The organism is Rugosimonospora acidiphila, from assembly GCF_039543385.1.
GTDB classification, from domain to species: Bacteria; Actinomycetota; Actinomycetes; order Mycobacteriales; family Micromonosporaceae; genus Rugosimonospora; species Rugosimonospora acidiphila.
Window position 1 is genome coordinate 40319 of sequence record NZ_BAABJQ010000027.1, and the last position, 14316, is coordinate 54634.

A 14316-nucleotide genomic window follows, 5' to 3' on the forward strand; every position below is an offset into this window, starting at 1 on the left:
GGGACCATGGCGCACGCGGTGGAGGTCCGGGACCTCGTCGTGATCCGGGGGAAAAGGACCGTGCTGCACGGCATCAGCACGGCGGTGCGAGAGGGTTGCGTGACGGGCCTGCTCGGCCCCAGCGGCAGCGGCAAGACCACCCTGATGCGCGCGATCGTGGGCGTGCAGCGAGTACGGTCGGGCCGGATCGAGGTGCTGGGACGGCCGGCGGGCAGCCCGACGCTGCGCCGAGAGATCGGTTACGTCACACAGGCGCCCAGCGTCTATCCGGACCTGACCGTGCGGGAGAACGCTCGCTACTTCGCCAGCCTCTACCCGGGCGTCACCGGCCGAGACGCCGATCGGGCCATCCGTGACGTGGGGCTGGAGCGCGCGGCCGGGCAGCTGGTCCGCACGCTGTCCGGCGGGCAGCACAGCCGCGCCTCCCTGGCCTGCGCGCTGCTCGGCGACCCGAGGCTGCTGATCCTGGACGAGCCCACCGTCGGGCAGGACCCGGTGCTGCGCGACGAGCTGTGGCAGCGGTTCCACGCTCTGGCCGCGGCCGGCACCACGCTGGTCGTGTCCAGCCACGTCATGGACGAGGCGGGCCGCTGCGACCGGCTGGTGCTGATCAGGGAGGGCCGGGTGATCGCCGACGACACCCCAGCGGCGGTGAGGGCCGGCGCCGGCACGGACGACCTGGAGACGGCGTTCCTGCGGTTGATCCGGCAGCGCGAGGAGGTGTCGGCGTGATGTCCGCGACGATCATGCTCCGCACCACCGCACGCGTGCTGCGACAACTCGCCCACGACCGGCGGACCATAGTGATGATCATCGGGTTGCCGCTGGTCCTGCTGACGCTGGTCTACTACCTGTTCGAGAACCAGCCGGGCACGTTCGACCGCGTCGGCCTGGTGATGCTGTGTGTGTTCCCGTTCGTGCTGATGTTCCTGATCACCAGCATCGCGATGCTGCGCGAGCGGACCGGCGGCACCCTGGAGCGGCTGCTGACCACCCCGCTGCACAAGCTGGACCTGCTCTTCGGGTACGGGATCGCCTTCGGCCTGCTCGCCGCGATCCAGGCGGCCGCGGGCACCGGCCTGGCCTACTGGGCGTTCGGCCTGCACACGGCCGGCAGTCCCGCGCTGGTGATCGTGATCGCGGTGGCCGACGCGGTCCTGGGCATGGCCCTCGGCCTGTTCTTTAGCGCCTTCGCGTCCAGCGAGTTCCAGGCGGTGCAGTTCATGCCGCTGGTCGCCTTTCCTCAGATCTTCCTGTGCGGGCTGTTCGTGGCACGCGACCGGATGGCGGGCTGGCTGCACGCGCTGTCCACGGCGATGCCGCTGACCTATGCGGTGCAGGGGCTACAGGAGGTCGGCCGGCACGCCGATCCGAGCGGCCTGATATGGCGGGACCTCTGCGTCGTGGTGGGCGCGGCGATCCTGGCGCTCGGCCTGGCCGCCGGTACCCTGCGTCGCCGGACGGGGTGAGCGGACGCCACCGTCAGCGGCGGACGAGGAGAGGCGAGCAATTGGCACGCACCGGCCGAAGGCCCGGTAACCAGGACACCCGGGAGGCCATCCTGCGCTCGGCGCGGGATGCCTTCGCCGACCGCGGATTCGACAATGCCTCGATCCGCCAGATCGCGACCGGCGCCGGAGTCGATCCGGCGCTGGTCCACCACTATTTCGGCACGAAGGAGCAACTGTTCCTGGCCACGGTCGAGGCGCCGTTCGACCCGGTGAGCCTGCTCCCCCAGGTGCTCGACGGCGACCTCGAGGAACTGCCCAACCGGCTGGTGAGCACCTTCGTGCGCATCTGGGACGACCCGGTGACGGGGGCGGCCGCGGTGGCGCTGCTCCGCAGCGGCCTGCAGCACGACTGGTCGGCCCGCATGCTGCGGGAGTTCCTGACCACCCAGATCCTGCGCCGGGTGCTCGGCCAACTCGACCTGGATCCGGCCGAGGCGCCGATGCGCGGCTCGCTGGTCGCCGCGCAGATGATCGGCATGGCGATGATCCGGTACGTGCTGAAGCTGGAGCCGCTTGCCGGCGCCGCCCCGGAGGTGGTGGTCGCGTCGCTGGCCCCGACCATCCGCCGGTACCTGCTGGACCCACTCCCCGTGCCCTGATCCTCACGCCGCGCGAGATTCTGGCGACCCCATGGGCTTCACATTAGTGTGTGCCACACAGTATCGTGTGACACGTGACGACGGAGGACATCGTTCTCGGCCAGGCGCAGGAGTTGCGCCGGGGCACCGTCGTGCTGGCCTGCCTGGCCCTCCTCGAACAGCCGCAGTACGGCTACGCGCTGCTGGAGACGCTCGAGGAAGCCGGAGTCACCGTCGACGGCAACACGCTCTACCCGCTGCTGCGGCGGTTGGAGAAGCAGGGCCTGCTCACGAGCGAGTGGAACACCGACGAGTCCCGACCGCGCAAGTTCTACCGCACGAGTCCGGAGGGCTCCCAAGTGCGCACCGGCCTGATCCGCGAGTGGCAGGGCCTGGTCCTTGCCATCTCACAACTCACCAAGGAGAACGGATGAGCACCCGGTCGCTGACCGAGCGCTACGTGCACGAGGTCGTTCGACGCGTCCCGCCCCAACAGCGCGGAGACATCGCCGACGAGCTGCGCAGCACGATCACCGACACGGTCGAGGCCCGCGCCGTGGCCGATCGGGACACCGCGGAGCGCGAGGTGCTCACCGAGATGGGTGACCCGGTCCGGCTGGCCGCCCGCTACGCGGACCGACCCCTGACGCTGATCGGACCGGAGCTCTACCCGCGGTACGTGCGGCTGCTAGTGATCCTGCTGACGACCGTGCTGCCGGTGATCGTCATCGTGTTCGTGGTTCTCGATGTCGTGGACAACAAGGATCTCGGCTCGGCGGTCGTCACCGCCCTCACCACGGTGTTCACCGTCGCCCCCCAGATGATCGCTTGGCCCACCGTGGTATTCGCCCTGGTCGAAAGGTCCAGGCAGCGCCGCGGCGTGGCCGCCCGCACCGACTCCTGGTCCCCGGACGACCTCCCCGACGACCAGCCGGAGCAGGACAAGCGCGGCGTCGCGGCCTGCGTCTGGGCGCTGGTCGACGCGCTGCTGATCGGCTTTACCGTGTGGCAGCAGGTCGCGAAGCCCTACCGGCTCGATGACGCCGACGGGCACACCAGGCAACTCCAGATACTCAACCCGGAGCTGTGGTCGGGTTGGATCTGGCCGGTCCTCGCCGGCCTCGGCGGCATCGTGGTGCTCAATCTGGTTCGGTTCGCCGCCCGCAGGTGGACGTTCACCCTCGCCGCCGCCAGCGGCATCGCCCAGGCGGTGTTCGCGCTGCCACTGGCCTGGATCCTCGACCAGCACACCCTCTTCGACCAGGTTTTCCTGACGGACTTCAACGGGCCGGACTGGAAGACCCCCGACGAGGCGTACACCGTCGTCGCGTTGGTCGTGCTCGCCATCAGCGCGCGCCGAGTGATCAAGAACTTCCGCGACGCGCGCCCGCCGCTCTCGCCGACGCCCACCAAGGGACAGTGATCCACCGCCGTGCCACTTCCGCCATACCGGCCGGTTGACGACGCTCCACGATCGCATTGTTTGACGTGAATGATCACTGGTGGCGGGCGGTGGTGCGGTTACCCTGAACGCGTGCCCGTACCGTTCGACCGGGTCGCCAGCCGGTACGACGCCACCCGCGGCGGGACGGCCCGCGGCCGGCAGATCGGCATGGACATGCATCGCTGGCTGGGGCCGGGCCCGGTCCTGGAAATCGGCGTCGGCACCGGGCTGATCGCGGCCGAACTGTTCGCCCGGGGGCACCCGGTGGCCGGCGTCGACCTGTCCGCCCCGATGCTGGCCGTGGCCCGGGAACGGCTGCCCGGTCGGGTGGTGCGCGCCGACGCGTTGGCGCTTCCGGTCGCCACCGGCGCGGTGGGCAACGTCGTCATCGCCTCGGTACTGCACCTGCTGGACGACATCCGGCTGGCCGTCAGCGAGGCGGCCCGGGTACTGATGCCGGAGGGCCGGCTGGTCATTGTGCACGGCCGATCGGTACACGACCCGGACGACATCGAGGAGGCGATGCGCCCGCTGGCGCGGCTGCGCGGCCGGCGGCCCGACTCGGAGTTGGCGATCCTCGACGCGGCCAGGACGGCCGGGCTGGGCTCGGTGGCCGACACGATGACCGGCAAGGTGCCCTTCACCGAGTCCCCGGACGATGTCGCCGACCGGCTGGAGGAGCGGGTCTACTCGTACCTGTGGGACGTGGACGACGAGACCTGGCAGCGGCAGGTGGTGCCCGCCGTCGATCTGCTGCGCGACTTGCCCCGGCCGACCACCGACCGGTACCGGGCGGCGAGGTTCGCGCTGAGCGTGTACGCCAAGCCCTGACCACGGGAACCGGCTGGAGGCTCCCGCGGCCAGGGTGCTGGGATCCACGCTCCCCAACGGGGCGTCGGGGTGCCCGCCCGCGCTCCCCCGATGGGATGGTCAGCGTAGCCGCCCCGGGCCCGTCCGTTCCACGGTCGACGGCGCCACCGCGCGGATTGCCGGCGAAGATACGGCGCTGGTATGAGATCCGGACGGCCGGGTACCGCAGGGGTTTCGGCCCGGAGCGACCGGACTCACCCTCCGGAGGCGGCCACCCCGTCGGCCCGGGTCTGCTCCAGCCACGACGCGTAGAGCTTGGCGTACACGGATCCGGGCTCGCGCAGCAGCGTCGCGTGCGGCCCGCGCTGCACGATCCGGCCGGCGTCGACCACTATCACCTCGTCCGCGCCCTCCGCCGTGGACAGCCGGTGCGCGATGGCCACGGTGGTACGGCCCCGGGTCACCGCGTCCAGGGTGCGTTGCAGCCGTACCTCGGTGGCCGGGTCGACCGCGCTGGTCGCCTCGTCGAGTACCAGCAGGTCGGGATCGGCCAGGTACGCGCGGGCCAGCGCCACCAGTTGCCGCTCACCCACCGACAGCGCCTCGCCGCGCTCGCCGACCTGGGTGGCCAGGCCGTCCGGCAGCCCGGCCAGCCAGTCCGCGAGGCCCAGGTCGGTGAAGGCCGCACCGACCTGCTCGTCGGTCAGCTCCGGCCGACCGAACCGCGCGTTGTCGGCGACGGTCGCGTCGAACAGGAAGCCGTCCTGCGGCACCATCACCACCCGCTGGCGAAGACTGTCGAAGCGGACGTCGGTCAACGGCCGGCCGCCCACCAGCACCTCGCCCCGGGTCGGGTCCATGAGCCTGGTCAGCAGCTTGGCCAGCGTCGTCTTGCCGCTGCCGGTCTCGCCGACCACCGCCACCCGGCGCCGGGCCGGGATCCGCAGCTCCACCCGGGACAGCACGTCCGGGCCGCCCGGGTACGCGAACGACACGTCCCGGAAATCCACATCCAATGGGCCGTCGGGCAGAGGTACGCCGTCGCCGCCCGGGTCGGCGACGTCCGGCTCGATGTCCTGGATCTCCAGTACCCGTCGCCAGCCCGCGATCGCGTTCTGCGCCTGGGTGATCACCTCTGTCATCGTCTGAACCGGCTGGATGAACAGCACCACGAGGAACAGGAACGCGGTCAGCATGCCGACCGTGATCCCGTGCCCGCCGATGCCGAGCACCACGCCGACCACCACGGCGGCGGCCGTGGCCACGGCGGCGGACAGCTCACCGAACTGGCTGCCGAGCACGGCCATCCGCTGGGCCCGGTACTCGGCCCGCCGGTTCGCCTCAATGGTCGCGTCCAGCCGCCGCGCGGTGCGGTCACGGATCCCGTACGCCCGGATGACGCTGGCGCCGACCACGCTCTCCGCGATCGCCGCGAGCATCGCGCCGACCGCCACCCGCACGCCCCCGTACAGGGCGGACAGCCGGCGCTGGAACCATCGGGTGGCCAGGATCATCGGGGCGAAGGCCAGGTAGACCACTATCGTCAGCTGCCAGGAGTACACGATCATCACTATCGTGGTGACCACCAACTGGCCCGCCGACAGCAGCAGGTTGACGCCGCTGTACTGGAGGAACTGGCTGATCTGGTCGATGTCGGTGGTCACCCGGGACACCATCGAACCGCGCCGCTCCGACTGCTGGTGCAGCATCGACAGGTCGTGGATGTGCCGGAACGTGCGGGTACGGATGTCGGCCAGGGCGCTCTCGCTGGCAATGTAGAGCCGCACGTTCATCGCGTACCCGCTGAGCGTGGTGATGACCAGGATGGCGAGGGTGACCGCCACGATGAGCACCACACGCCCCAGGTCGGGCCCGCCGGGCGCCTCCAGCCCGCCGTCGATGCCCTGCTGAACGGCGACCGGCACGACGACCTTGCCGATGGTGCCGATCACGCCGAGCAGCACGGTGCCGCCGAGCCGGCGACGGAACTGCGGCGCCAGGGTCAACCCCCGGCGCAGCGCGGACAGCCGCCCGGCGGCCTGACCACTCACGCTGCCACCTGCTCGTATGCGCGGACCAAAGCGGCGTAGCCGGGCACCGTCTCGAGTAGCTCGGGGTGGGTGCCGCGGGCCACCACCCGCCCCCGCTCCAGGTAGATCACTTCGTCGGCCAGCGCGATGGTGGCCCGCCGGTACGCGACGACCAGCACCGAGGCTCCCGCGTCGGCCCCGCGCAGCGCGGCCAGGATCGCGGCCTCGACCCGTGGGTCCACCGCGCTGGTGGCATCGTCCAGGATCAGCAGCCCGGGGCGCCCGGCCAGGGCTCGGGCCAGGGTCAGCCGCTGGCGCTGACCGCCGGACAGCGAGGTGCCGCGCTCGCCGACCGCGGTGGCCATGCTGTCGGGCAGGGCGGCCACGAAGCCGTCCGCCTGGGCGAGCCGCAACGCCTGCCAGACCTGCGCGTCGTCGATGCCTTCCCGGTCCAGGGTCACGTTCCCGCGTACCGAGTCGTCGAACACGAACGGCACCTGCGGTACCAGCGCCACCGCGCCGGCCAGGGCGGCGGCGGACAGCTCGGGCAGCGGCCGGTCGTCCAGCGACACGGTGCCCGATCCCGGATCGACCAGCCGGGCGGCCAGGGACGCGACCGTGGACTTGCCGGAGCCGGTCGGCCCGACCAGCGCGACGGTCCGCCCCGCCGGTACCTCGAAGCTGATGTCGTGCAGCACCAGCGGCCCGCCGCCGTACCCGAAACTGACCCGGTCGAACGTCAGCGTCGCGGGACCGCGCTCGGCTTGCGGCACCTCGCCGTAGACCATGTCGCCGGACGCGACCAGCACCCGTTGCACCCGCTCCCAGCCGACCACGGACCGGGGCAGCTCGGCCAGCAGGTACCCGATCGCCTGCACCGGGAAGCCCAGCACGGTGAACAGGAACGACACGCTCACCACGTCGCCGAGGTCGATCGCGCCGGAGCGCAGCCGCAGCGCGCCGACCAGCAGGACGGCCAGGGTACCCAGGCTGGGCAGCGCGTCGAGTACCGGATCGAACAGCCCGCGCACCCGACCTACCGAGATCATCGCGTCGCGCAGTTCCCCGGCCCGCCCCGCGAACCGAAGCGTCTCGGCCTGCTCGCGGCCCATCGCCTTGACCACCAAGGCGCCGTCGAAGCTCTCGTGCGCGACGGTGCTGACCTCGGCGCGCAGCTGCTGGGCCCGGGTCACCCGGCCGCTGACCGCCCGGGAGTAGAGCACGTTGACGCCGAACAGCAGCGGGAACAGTCCTACCCCGACCAGGGCCAGCACCCAGTCCACCACGAACAGCGACACCACCGCGGCGACCAGCATGACGATGGTGCCGACCGCGAACGGGAACGGCGCGATCGGGTACCAGGCCGCCTCGATGTCCGCGTTGGCGTTGGACAGCAGCTCACCGGTGGCGTGCCGCTGGTGCCACGCGATCGGCAGGTCAAGGTACCGGCGGGTGACCTGTCGCCGGTACCGCGCCTCCAGGTTGAACTGCATCCGCCCGGCGCCCAGCCGGCGGCCGAAGATGCCGACCACCTTCAGCACGGCGACGGCGACGATCACGGCGGCGCCCAGCGTGAGGCCGCCGGTGGCCACCCGGTGCGCCTGGAACGCCGGCACCGCTACCCGTCCGACCACGGCGCCGACCACGTACGCGCTGGCCACCGTCATGAGGGCGAACAGGCTGCTGCCCAGCACCCCGTAGGTGAACATGCCCGGTTCGTCGTGGATTGCCCGCCCCAACAGTCGCAGCCCGCGACCGAGCATGTCAGTACCTCCCCCGCTTCTGCCCGTTACAGTCTTACGGCATGCCCCGACCGTGGCGCAATCGGGTTCGCCGCTGGCTAAGCTCGATGGCGTGGCGCCGCCCAACTATGCCCGGATCGAGCGGGAAAGCCTCTGTGACCTGCTGGCCGACCTCGGTCCGGACCAGCCCACCCTCTGCACCGGCTGGCAGACCAAAGATCTGGCCGCCCATCTGATCGTCCGGGAACGCCGGCCGGACGCCGCCGCCGGGATCATGCTGCGACCGCTGGCCGGGCACCTCGCCCGGGTCCAGGCCGCGGTGGCGGCCCGCCCGTTCGATCAGCTGGTCGACGAGGTGCGGCGCCCGCCGCGCTGGTCGCCGCTGTCCAGCATCGACGCGCTCGACCGGGCCGCCAACACCCTGGAGTTCTTCATCCACCAGGAGGACGTGCGCCGCGCCCAGCCGGACTGGCAGCCCCGTGCCCTGCCCAGGCCGCTGAGCCAGGCGCTGTGGAAGGCGATCCCCGGCCTCGGCCGCCGAGCGGTGCGCGGGTTTCCCGCCTCCGTACTGGTGGTGGCGGCCGGGTACGGGCAGGTCCAGACCGGCGCCGGGCAGCAGCTGTGGCTGACCGGGGACCCGGGCGAGTTGGTGATGTTCCTCAGCGGCCGGCAGGCGGCGTCGCGGGCCGAGGTGACCGGACCGGAGGAGCTCGCCGCCCGGCTGCGTGAGGCCAAACTCGGCATCTGACCCGCTGACCCGCTGACCCGCTCGGCCGGTCAGTGGGCTCAGGGGCGGGGCGGCAGCGCGATGGCCACCCGCAGCCCCGGGCCGGCGTCGCCCAGGATGATCGTGCCGTTGTGCAGCCGGACCAGCTCCCGCACGATGGCCAGGCCCAGACCCGCGCCGCCCGAGTCGCGGGCGCGGGCGTCATCCAGCCGGGTGAACCGGTCGAACACCCGGTCCCGGTCCGCCGCCGGGATGCCCGGCCCGTCGTCAGTGACCGTGACCACCACCCGGTCCGCCGACCGGCCCGCAGCCAGCGTGACCCGGGAGGTCGCGTGGCGTACCGCGTTGGTCACCAGGTTGTCGAACACCTGGCGTAGCGCGCCCGGATCCCCGATCGTCCACTGCGGCTCACCCGGCGTCACGTGCACCGGAACCCGGGCACCGGACGGGGCCACGTCGCGCAGCAGGGCGGTCAGCTCCACCGGTTCCCGCCTGCGCAGCCGGGGGTCGCCCTCCTCCGCCCTGGCCAGCAGCAGCAGGTCGTCGACCAGGCGGCCGAGCCGGTCCACCTCCACCGCCAGATCCGGAATGGAGGCCGGCTCGCCGATGTGGGCGGCGACGTCCAGCTGGGTACGCAGCGACGCGATCGGGCTGCGCAGTTCGTGGGCGGCGTCGGCGACGAAGTCGCGCTGGCGCTGCCGGGCCGCGTCCAGCCGGCCGAGCATCCGGTTGAGGGTCATGCCGAGCCGGTGCACCTCGTCGTCGCCCTCGGGCACGGGCAGCCGGCCTGCCTGCCCCCCGCTGATCTCCTCGGCGCCCTGGCGCAGCGCCTCCACCGGGGCCAGCGCCCAGCCGACCACGTGCCAGGCCAGCCCGGCCAACGCGCCGACCAGCAGCGGGTACGCGATCAACAGAACGTCACGCACAGTGAGCACGCTCTCCTGCACGTCCCGGTCGGGCGCGGCCACCAGCACCGTACGGTCGGTGGACCTGGCGGCCACCACCCGCAGCTGGCCGGTCAGGCCGATCCGGTTCGCCGCGACCACCACCACGTGCCCGGACCGGGCCCTGGCCAGCTCGTCGTCGTGCAGCAACGGGCGCAGCCGGTCGGCGCCGACCGAGGCGGCCCGGATCCGGTCCTGAGCGTCGAGGACCTGGATGTACTGCGTGCCGGCGGTCGGGATCGGGTCGGCCAAGGCGTCGGCCGAGATCAGCGACGCGATGTCGTCCGCGGTGCCACGTGCCCCGTTGTCGACCGCCCTGATCAGCACGTAGTGCAGCACCGCGACCAGCAGCAGGCCGCCGAGCAGCAGGCCCACGGCCAGGCCCACGCTGCCGATGAGGATGAGCCGCCCGCGCAGGGTCAGCCGCCGGAACCAGGTCACCGATCCGCCCCCCGGCGACGCGCAACCGCTGGCGAGAGCGCCGCCCGGTGCGTGCGACGACGGCCCGGCCGCTCCGGCAGCCGGACGCTCACTCGACCCCGGCCAACCGGTACCCGGCGCCCCGGATGGTCTGCAGCGAGCGCTGCCCGTACGGCTGGTCGATCTTGCGACGCAGGTACCCGACGTACACCTCGACCACGTTCGGGTCGGTGTCGGCACCGGCGTCCCACACGTGGTCGAGCAGCTCGGTCTTGGTGACCACCTGATCGCAGCGGCGCATCAGGTACTCCAGCAGCGCGTACTCCCGGGCCGTCAGGTTGATCTCGTCGCCGTCCCGGAGCACCCGCCGGGTGGCAGGGTCGAGGCTCAGCGAGCCGGCGACCAGTACCGATGGCCGCTGCGGTGCACCCCGGCGCAGCAACGCCCGGATCTTGGCCAGCAGCACCACGAACGAGAACGGCTTGGTCAGGTAGTCGTCGGCGCCGGCGTCCAACCCGTCCGCCTGGTCGTACTCCCCGTCCTTGGCGGAGAGCATCAGCACCGGCACCCAGTTGCCCTCGTTCCGGAGGGTCTGGATGACCCGGTACCCGTTGAGCTGGGGCAGCATGATGTCGAGCACCACCACGTCGTACGCCTCGTGACGCGCCGCCTCCAGGCCGGTCACCCCGTCACCGGCGAGGTCGACCACGTACCCCTCGGCGCACAGCCCGCGTTGCAACGCCCGGGCCAGCCGGGGCTCGTCCTCCACTACCAACAGTCGCACGAGAACCAGAATGACACTTTTTTTGTTTGACCGAATTCTGCTGGTCTCAGGACCCGCACAGCAAGCTTCAGACAGGATGGAAGGTGACAACCAGTAACCAAGGTGCCGACCAGCAACAGGGCGCCGACAGGTATCCGAGGAGGTCGAAACCCCATGTCCGTAATGGCGACAAGGCCTTTAGTCCGGTGGGCACTGCCCGCCGGCGTGCTGGTGGCCGTCCTTGGCGGCGGAATGCTCAGCACCCAGCTCCGCGCCGCGGCCAACGTGTCACTGCCCGCGCGCAGTCCGGCCCAGCTCATGGTGGATGTACAGAGCGCCGACGTCACCGGAGTGTCCGGGACCGTGGTCGAGAAGGCCGACCTCGGCCTGCCGGCACTGCCCGACAGCACCGGCGGCGACGGCAGTTCCCAGCTCAACTCCCTGGTCAGCGGCTCGCACACGCTGCGCGTCTGGTACGCCGGACCCGACAAGACCCGCGTCGCGCTGCTCGGCGCCGTGGGCGAGTCGGACATCATCCGCAACGGCGACGACGCCTGGATCTGGTCCAGCTCAGAAGACACCGCCACCCATCTCGACCTGGCCAACGCCGTGCCGAGCGGCCCGGGCGCGAGCGGGGGCGTGCGACCGGGCGCGAGCCGTAACGTGCGGCCGGCCACCGACCTGCCCAGCATGGCCGGCGCGGCCACCACTCCACAGCAGGCCGCCGAGCAGGCACTCCTGCTGATGGGCGCGACCACCACCGTCAGCTCGGCCGGACCCACCCAGGTCGCTGGGCGTCCCGCGTACGTGCTTTCCCTCGCGCCCAAGAACTCCGACTCACTCATCGCCAAGGTGCAGGTCGCGATCGACGCGGTAAGGCACGTGCCGACCCAGGTCGAGGTGTTCGCCAAGGGCCACGCGGCGGCTCCCTCGTTCTCCATCGGGTTCAGTCAGGTCGACTTCAGCCGGCCCGACGACGACCGGTTCGCCTTCACGCCGCCGCCGAACACGAAGGTCGAGGAGGGCACAGACCAGGCGCTGCACCAGGCCGCCAGCCAGCCGGAGACCGCGGTCATCGGCAGCGGCTGGACCTCGATCCTCGCGGCGCGACTGCCGATGGGCGGCGGCTCGATGCTCTCCAGTACCGGCGCGGCGGGCCAGGGGTCCGGCGCCACCGAGCCCGGGCTGATGAGCTTCCTCGGCTCCCTGCCGTCGGTCAGCGGCGACTGGGGCACCGGGCACCTGCTGCAGTCCCGGCTGTTCTCGGTGCTGCTCACCGACGACGGGCGGGTGCTGATCGGCGCGGTCGGCGGCGACCAGTTGCAGAAGGCCGCGGCGGACCCGGCGGCGGCGCTGCGGTGAACTCCACGGCGGTAACCGACCGTCACCCGATCTCCGTGATCGACGACCCGGCCGGGCTGGCTATCAGCTCGGCCGGGTTGACCAAGCGCTTCCATTCCGGTCAGGTCGCGGTGAACGCCGTCGACCTGGCCGTTCCCGCCGGTTCGGTGTACGGGTTCCTCGGCCCGAACGGGTCCGGCAAGACCACGACCATCCGGCTGCTGCTCGGGCTGATCGCGCCGACCTCGGGCCGCCACGAACTGCTCGGCGAGCCGATGCCGGCCCGCGCCGCGAGGGTGCTGCCCCGGGTCGGCGCGCTGGTCGAGGGGCCGGCGTTCCACCCGTACCTGTCCGGCCGCGCCAACCTGCGCCGGCTGGACGCGGCCGATCGCACCGTCGACCCGGCCACCGCCCGGGCTCGGATCGGCGCCGCCCTGGACCGGGTCGGGCTGAGCGCCGCGGCCGACAAGCGGTACCGGCACTACTCGCTGGGCATGCGCCAGCGGCTGGCCATCGCCGGTGCCCTACTGCGCCCGCGCGACCTGCTGATCCTCGACGAACCCACGAACGGGCTGGACCCGCAGGGCACCCGCGAGGTGCGCACGCTGCTCGGCGCGCTGGCCGCCACCGGCACCACCGTCGTGCTCTCCACCCACCTGCTGTCCGAGGTGGAGCAGATCTGCACCCACGTCGGGGTGATGCACCTGGGCAGCCTCGTCGCGCAGGGCACCCTCGCCGAGTTGCGGGCGCGCAGCGCGCCCCGGGCGCAGGTCGTCACCTCCGCGCCCGACCGGGCCGCGACGGTGCTGCGCGAGCTGGGCCTGGCCGGTGTCGAGACCGCGCCCGACGAGGCGTCCGGGCTGCTTGGCGACGTACCACCGGAACGGGTGGTGGCCGCGCTGGTGCACGCGGACGTGCCGGTGAGCGGCTTCGCCGCGCGCCGGGCCGGACTGGAGGAGTTGTTCGTGCAGCTGACGGGGGAAGGTTTCGATGTCAGTGGCTGACCGGCGGCACCCCACGGATCGGGAGAACGCGACCCAACTCGACGAGCCGGCCGGCACCGGCGGCGACCAGCCGGCGAGGCCGGCGCGGGTACCGGTCCAGCTGCCGGCGCCCGGCCCGGCCGCGACCGGGGCGCCGTACCGCCCCCGCGCGCTGTCCGGCCGGTTCTTCCGCTCCGAACTGACGCTGATCTTCGGCCGCCGGCGCAACTGGGTGGGCTTCCTGATCCTGGCCGCCGTACCGGTCATCATCGGCATCGCGGTCAAGGTGTCGCCGCCGTCGGCGGGCGGCGGCGAGTTCCTCAACCAGATCACCGGCAACGGGATCTTCGTGGCGCTGACCGCGCTGATGGTGGAGATGCCGCTGTTCCTGCCGCTGGCCATCGCCGCGATCGCCGGGGACGCCGTGGCCGGCGAGGCGCACCAGGGCACGCTGCGGTACCTGCTGGTGGTACCGGTGGATCGCACCCGGCTGCTGGTCGTGAAGTTCGCCGCGGTGGCGGTGTTCGCGCTGTGCGCGACGCTGCTGGTGGCGGTCGTCGGCGCCGGGCTGGGGCTGGCCCTGTTCGGTGGCGGCCCGGTGGTCACCCTGTCCGGCAGCACCCTGCCGTTCTGGACCGGGGTGGGGCGCCTGCTGCTGGTCATCCTGTACCTCGCGGCGTGCCTCACCGCGCTGGGCGCCATCGGACTGTTCGTCTCCACGCTGACCGAGCAGCCGATCGGTGCCACCATCGCCATCCTGGTGCTCACCCTGGCCAGCGAGATCATGGACGCCATCCCGCAGCTCGCGGTCATCCACCGGTACCTGCCGACGCACTACTGGACCGCCTTCGGCGACCTGATGCGCGACCCGATCGAACTCGCGACGCTGCGGCCGGGGCTGCTCTCGGCGCTGGCCTACACGGCCATCTTCGGGACGGCGGCGTGGGCGCGCTTCGGCGGCCGGGACGTTACCGCCTGACGATGAGGTCGGCCGGGTAGCGGTCGACGGAGAACGCGCGTTCG

14 protein-coding genes are annotated in these 14316 nt (G+C 72.0%); 10 read left to right on the top strand and 4 right to left on the bottom strand.

Going from position 1 to position 14316, the window contains the following annotated elements:
- The first annotated feature begins 6 nt into the window (after nucleotides 1-6).
- The 6 genes from ABEA87_RS33000 to ABEA87_RS33025 all read left to right on the top strand — a co-directional run bounded on the left by ABEA87_RS33000 (nucleotide 7) and on the right by ABEA87_RS33025 (nucleotide 4364).
- Nucleotides 7-732 carry an ABC transporter ATP-binding protein gene (locus tag ABEA87_RS33000; protein ID WP_345636335.1) on the top strand — a complete coding sequence of 242 codons (726 nt, stop codon included), beginning with the start codon at nucleotides 7-9 and terminating at the stop codon, nucleotides 730-732.
- The gene (locus tag ABEA87_RS33005) at nucleotides 732-1469 is read left to right on the top strand and encodes an ABC transporter permease (RefSeq protein WP_345636337.1); all 738 of its coding nucleotides are present in this window, start codon (nucleotides 732-734) and stop codon (nucleotides 1467-1469) included. The genes ABEA87_RS33000 and ABEA87_RS33005 overlap by 1 nt, the downstream gene beginning before the upstream one ends.
- Before the next feature lie 41 nt (nucleotides 1470-1510).
- On the top strand, nucleotides 1511-2110 hold the full coding sequence (locus ABEA87_RS33010) for a TetR/AcrR family transcriptional regulator (RefSeq protein ID WP_345636339.1): 600 nt from the start codon (nucleotides 1511-1513) through the stop codon (nucleotides 2108-2110).
- A gap of 74 nt (nucleotides 2111-2184) precedes the next feature.
- The gene (locus ABEA87_RS33015; RefSeq protein ID WP_345636341.1) at nucleotides 2185-2523 is read left to right on the top strand and encodes a PadR family transcriptional regulator; all 339 of its coding nucleotides are present in this window, start codon (nucleotides 2185-2187) and stop codon (nucleotides 2521-2523) included.
- A complete protein-coding gene (locus ABEA87_RS33020) occupies nucleotides 2520-3512 on the top strand; it encodes a permease prefix domain 1-containing protein (RefSeq protein ID WP_345636343.1) in 993 nt (330 codons plus the stop codon). Before ABEA87_RS33015 ends, ABEA87_RS33020 begins: the two co-directional genes overlap by 4 nt.
- Before the next feature lie 111 nt (nucleotides 3513-3623).
- A complete protein-coding gene (locus tag ABEA87_RS33025; protein WP_345636345.1) occupies nucleotides 3624-4364 on the top strand; it encodes a class I SAM-dependent methyltransferase in 741 nt (246 codons plus the stop codon).
- 233 nt (nucleotides 4365-4597) lie between these two features.
- On the opposite strand, the gene ABEA87_RS33030 is transcribed toward ABEA87_RS33025, so the two are convergent.
- Together ABEA87_RS33030 and ABEA87_RS33035 are read right to left on the bottom strand one after the other, a co-directional pair.
- On the bottom strand, nucleotides 4598-6394 hold the full coding sequence (locus tag ABEA87_RS33030; RefSeq protein ID WP_345636347.1) for an ABC transporter ATP-binding protein: 1797 nt from the start codon (nucleotides 6392-6394) through the stop codon (nucleotides 4598-4600).
- Nucleotides 6391-8136, bottom strand: a complete 1746-nt coding sequence (locus ABEA87_RS33035) for an ABC transporter ATP-binding protein (protein WP_345636348.1) — start codon at nucleotides 8134-8136, stop codon at nucleotides 6391-6393. Before ABEA87_RS33035 ends, ABEA87_RS33030 begins: the two co-directional genes overlap by 4 nt.
- 91 nt (nucleotides 8137-8227) lie before the next feature.
- Between ABEA87_RS33035 and ABEA87_RS33040 the strand changes: the two genes are divergently transcribed.
- Nucleotides 8228-8863 carry a TIGR03085 family metal-binding protein gene (locus tag ABEA87_RS33040; protein WP_345636349.1) on the top strand — a complete coding sequence of 212 codons (636 nt, stop codon included), beginning with the start codon at nucleotides 8228-8230 and terminating at the stop codon, nucleotides 8861-8863.
- 38 nt (nucleotides 8864-8901) lie between these two features.
- Here ABEA87_RS33040 and ABEA87_RS33045 read toward each other — a convergent pair whose 3' ends face one another.
- Complete coding sequence (locus ABEA87_RS33045; RefSeq protein ID WP_425570997.1) at nucleotides 8902-10188, bottom strand: sensor histidine kinase; 1287 nt, start codon at nucleotides 10186-10188, stop codon at nucleotides 8902-8904.
- A gap of 127 nt (nucleotides 10189-10315) precedes the next feature.
- Entirely contained in the window at nucleotides 10316-10990 is a 675-nt protein-coding gene (locus ABEA87_RS33050; RefSeq protein WP_345636353.1) for a response regulator transcription factor, read from the bottom strand.
- A 153-nt stretch (nucleotides 10991-11143) separates the two neighbouring features.
- Here ABEA87_RS33050 and ABEA87_RS33055 point away from each other — a divergent pair, with 153 nt between their 5' ends.
- The 3 genes from ABEA87_RS33055 to ABEA87_RS33065 are packed head-to-tail and all read left to right on the top strand — an operon-like array spanning nucleotide 11144 to nucleotide 14272.
- Nucleotides 11144-12331, top strand: coding sequence for a LolA family protein (locus tag ABEA87_RS33055; protein WP_345636354.1), 1188 nt, complete (start codon nucleotides 11144-11146; stop codon nucleotides 12329-12331).
- Between the two features lie 35 nt (nucleotides 12332-12366).
- The gene (locus tag ABEA87_RS33060) at nucleotides 12367-13314 is read left to right on the top strand and encodes an ABC transporter ATP-binding protein (RefSeq protein ID WP_345636356.1); all 948 of its coding nucleotides are present in this window, start codon (nucleotides 12367-12369) and stop codon (nucleotides 13312-13314) included.
- Nucleotides 13301-14272 carry an ABC transporter permease gene (locus tag ABEA87_RS33065; protein WP_345636358.1) on the top strand — a complete coding sequence of 324 codons (972 nt, stop codon included), beginning with the start codon at nucleotides 13301-13303 and terminating at the stop codon, nucleotides 14270-14272. The genes ABEA87_RS33060 and ABEA87_RS33065 overlap by 14 nt, the downstream gene beginning before the upstream one ends.
- Nucleotides 14273-14316 lie beyond the last annotated feature (44 nt).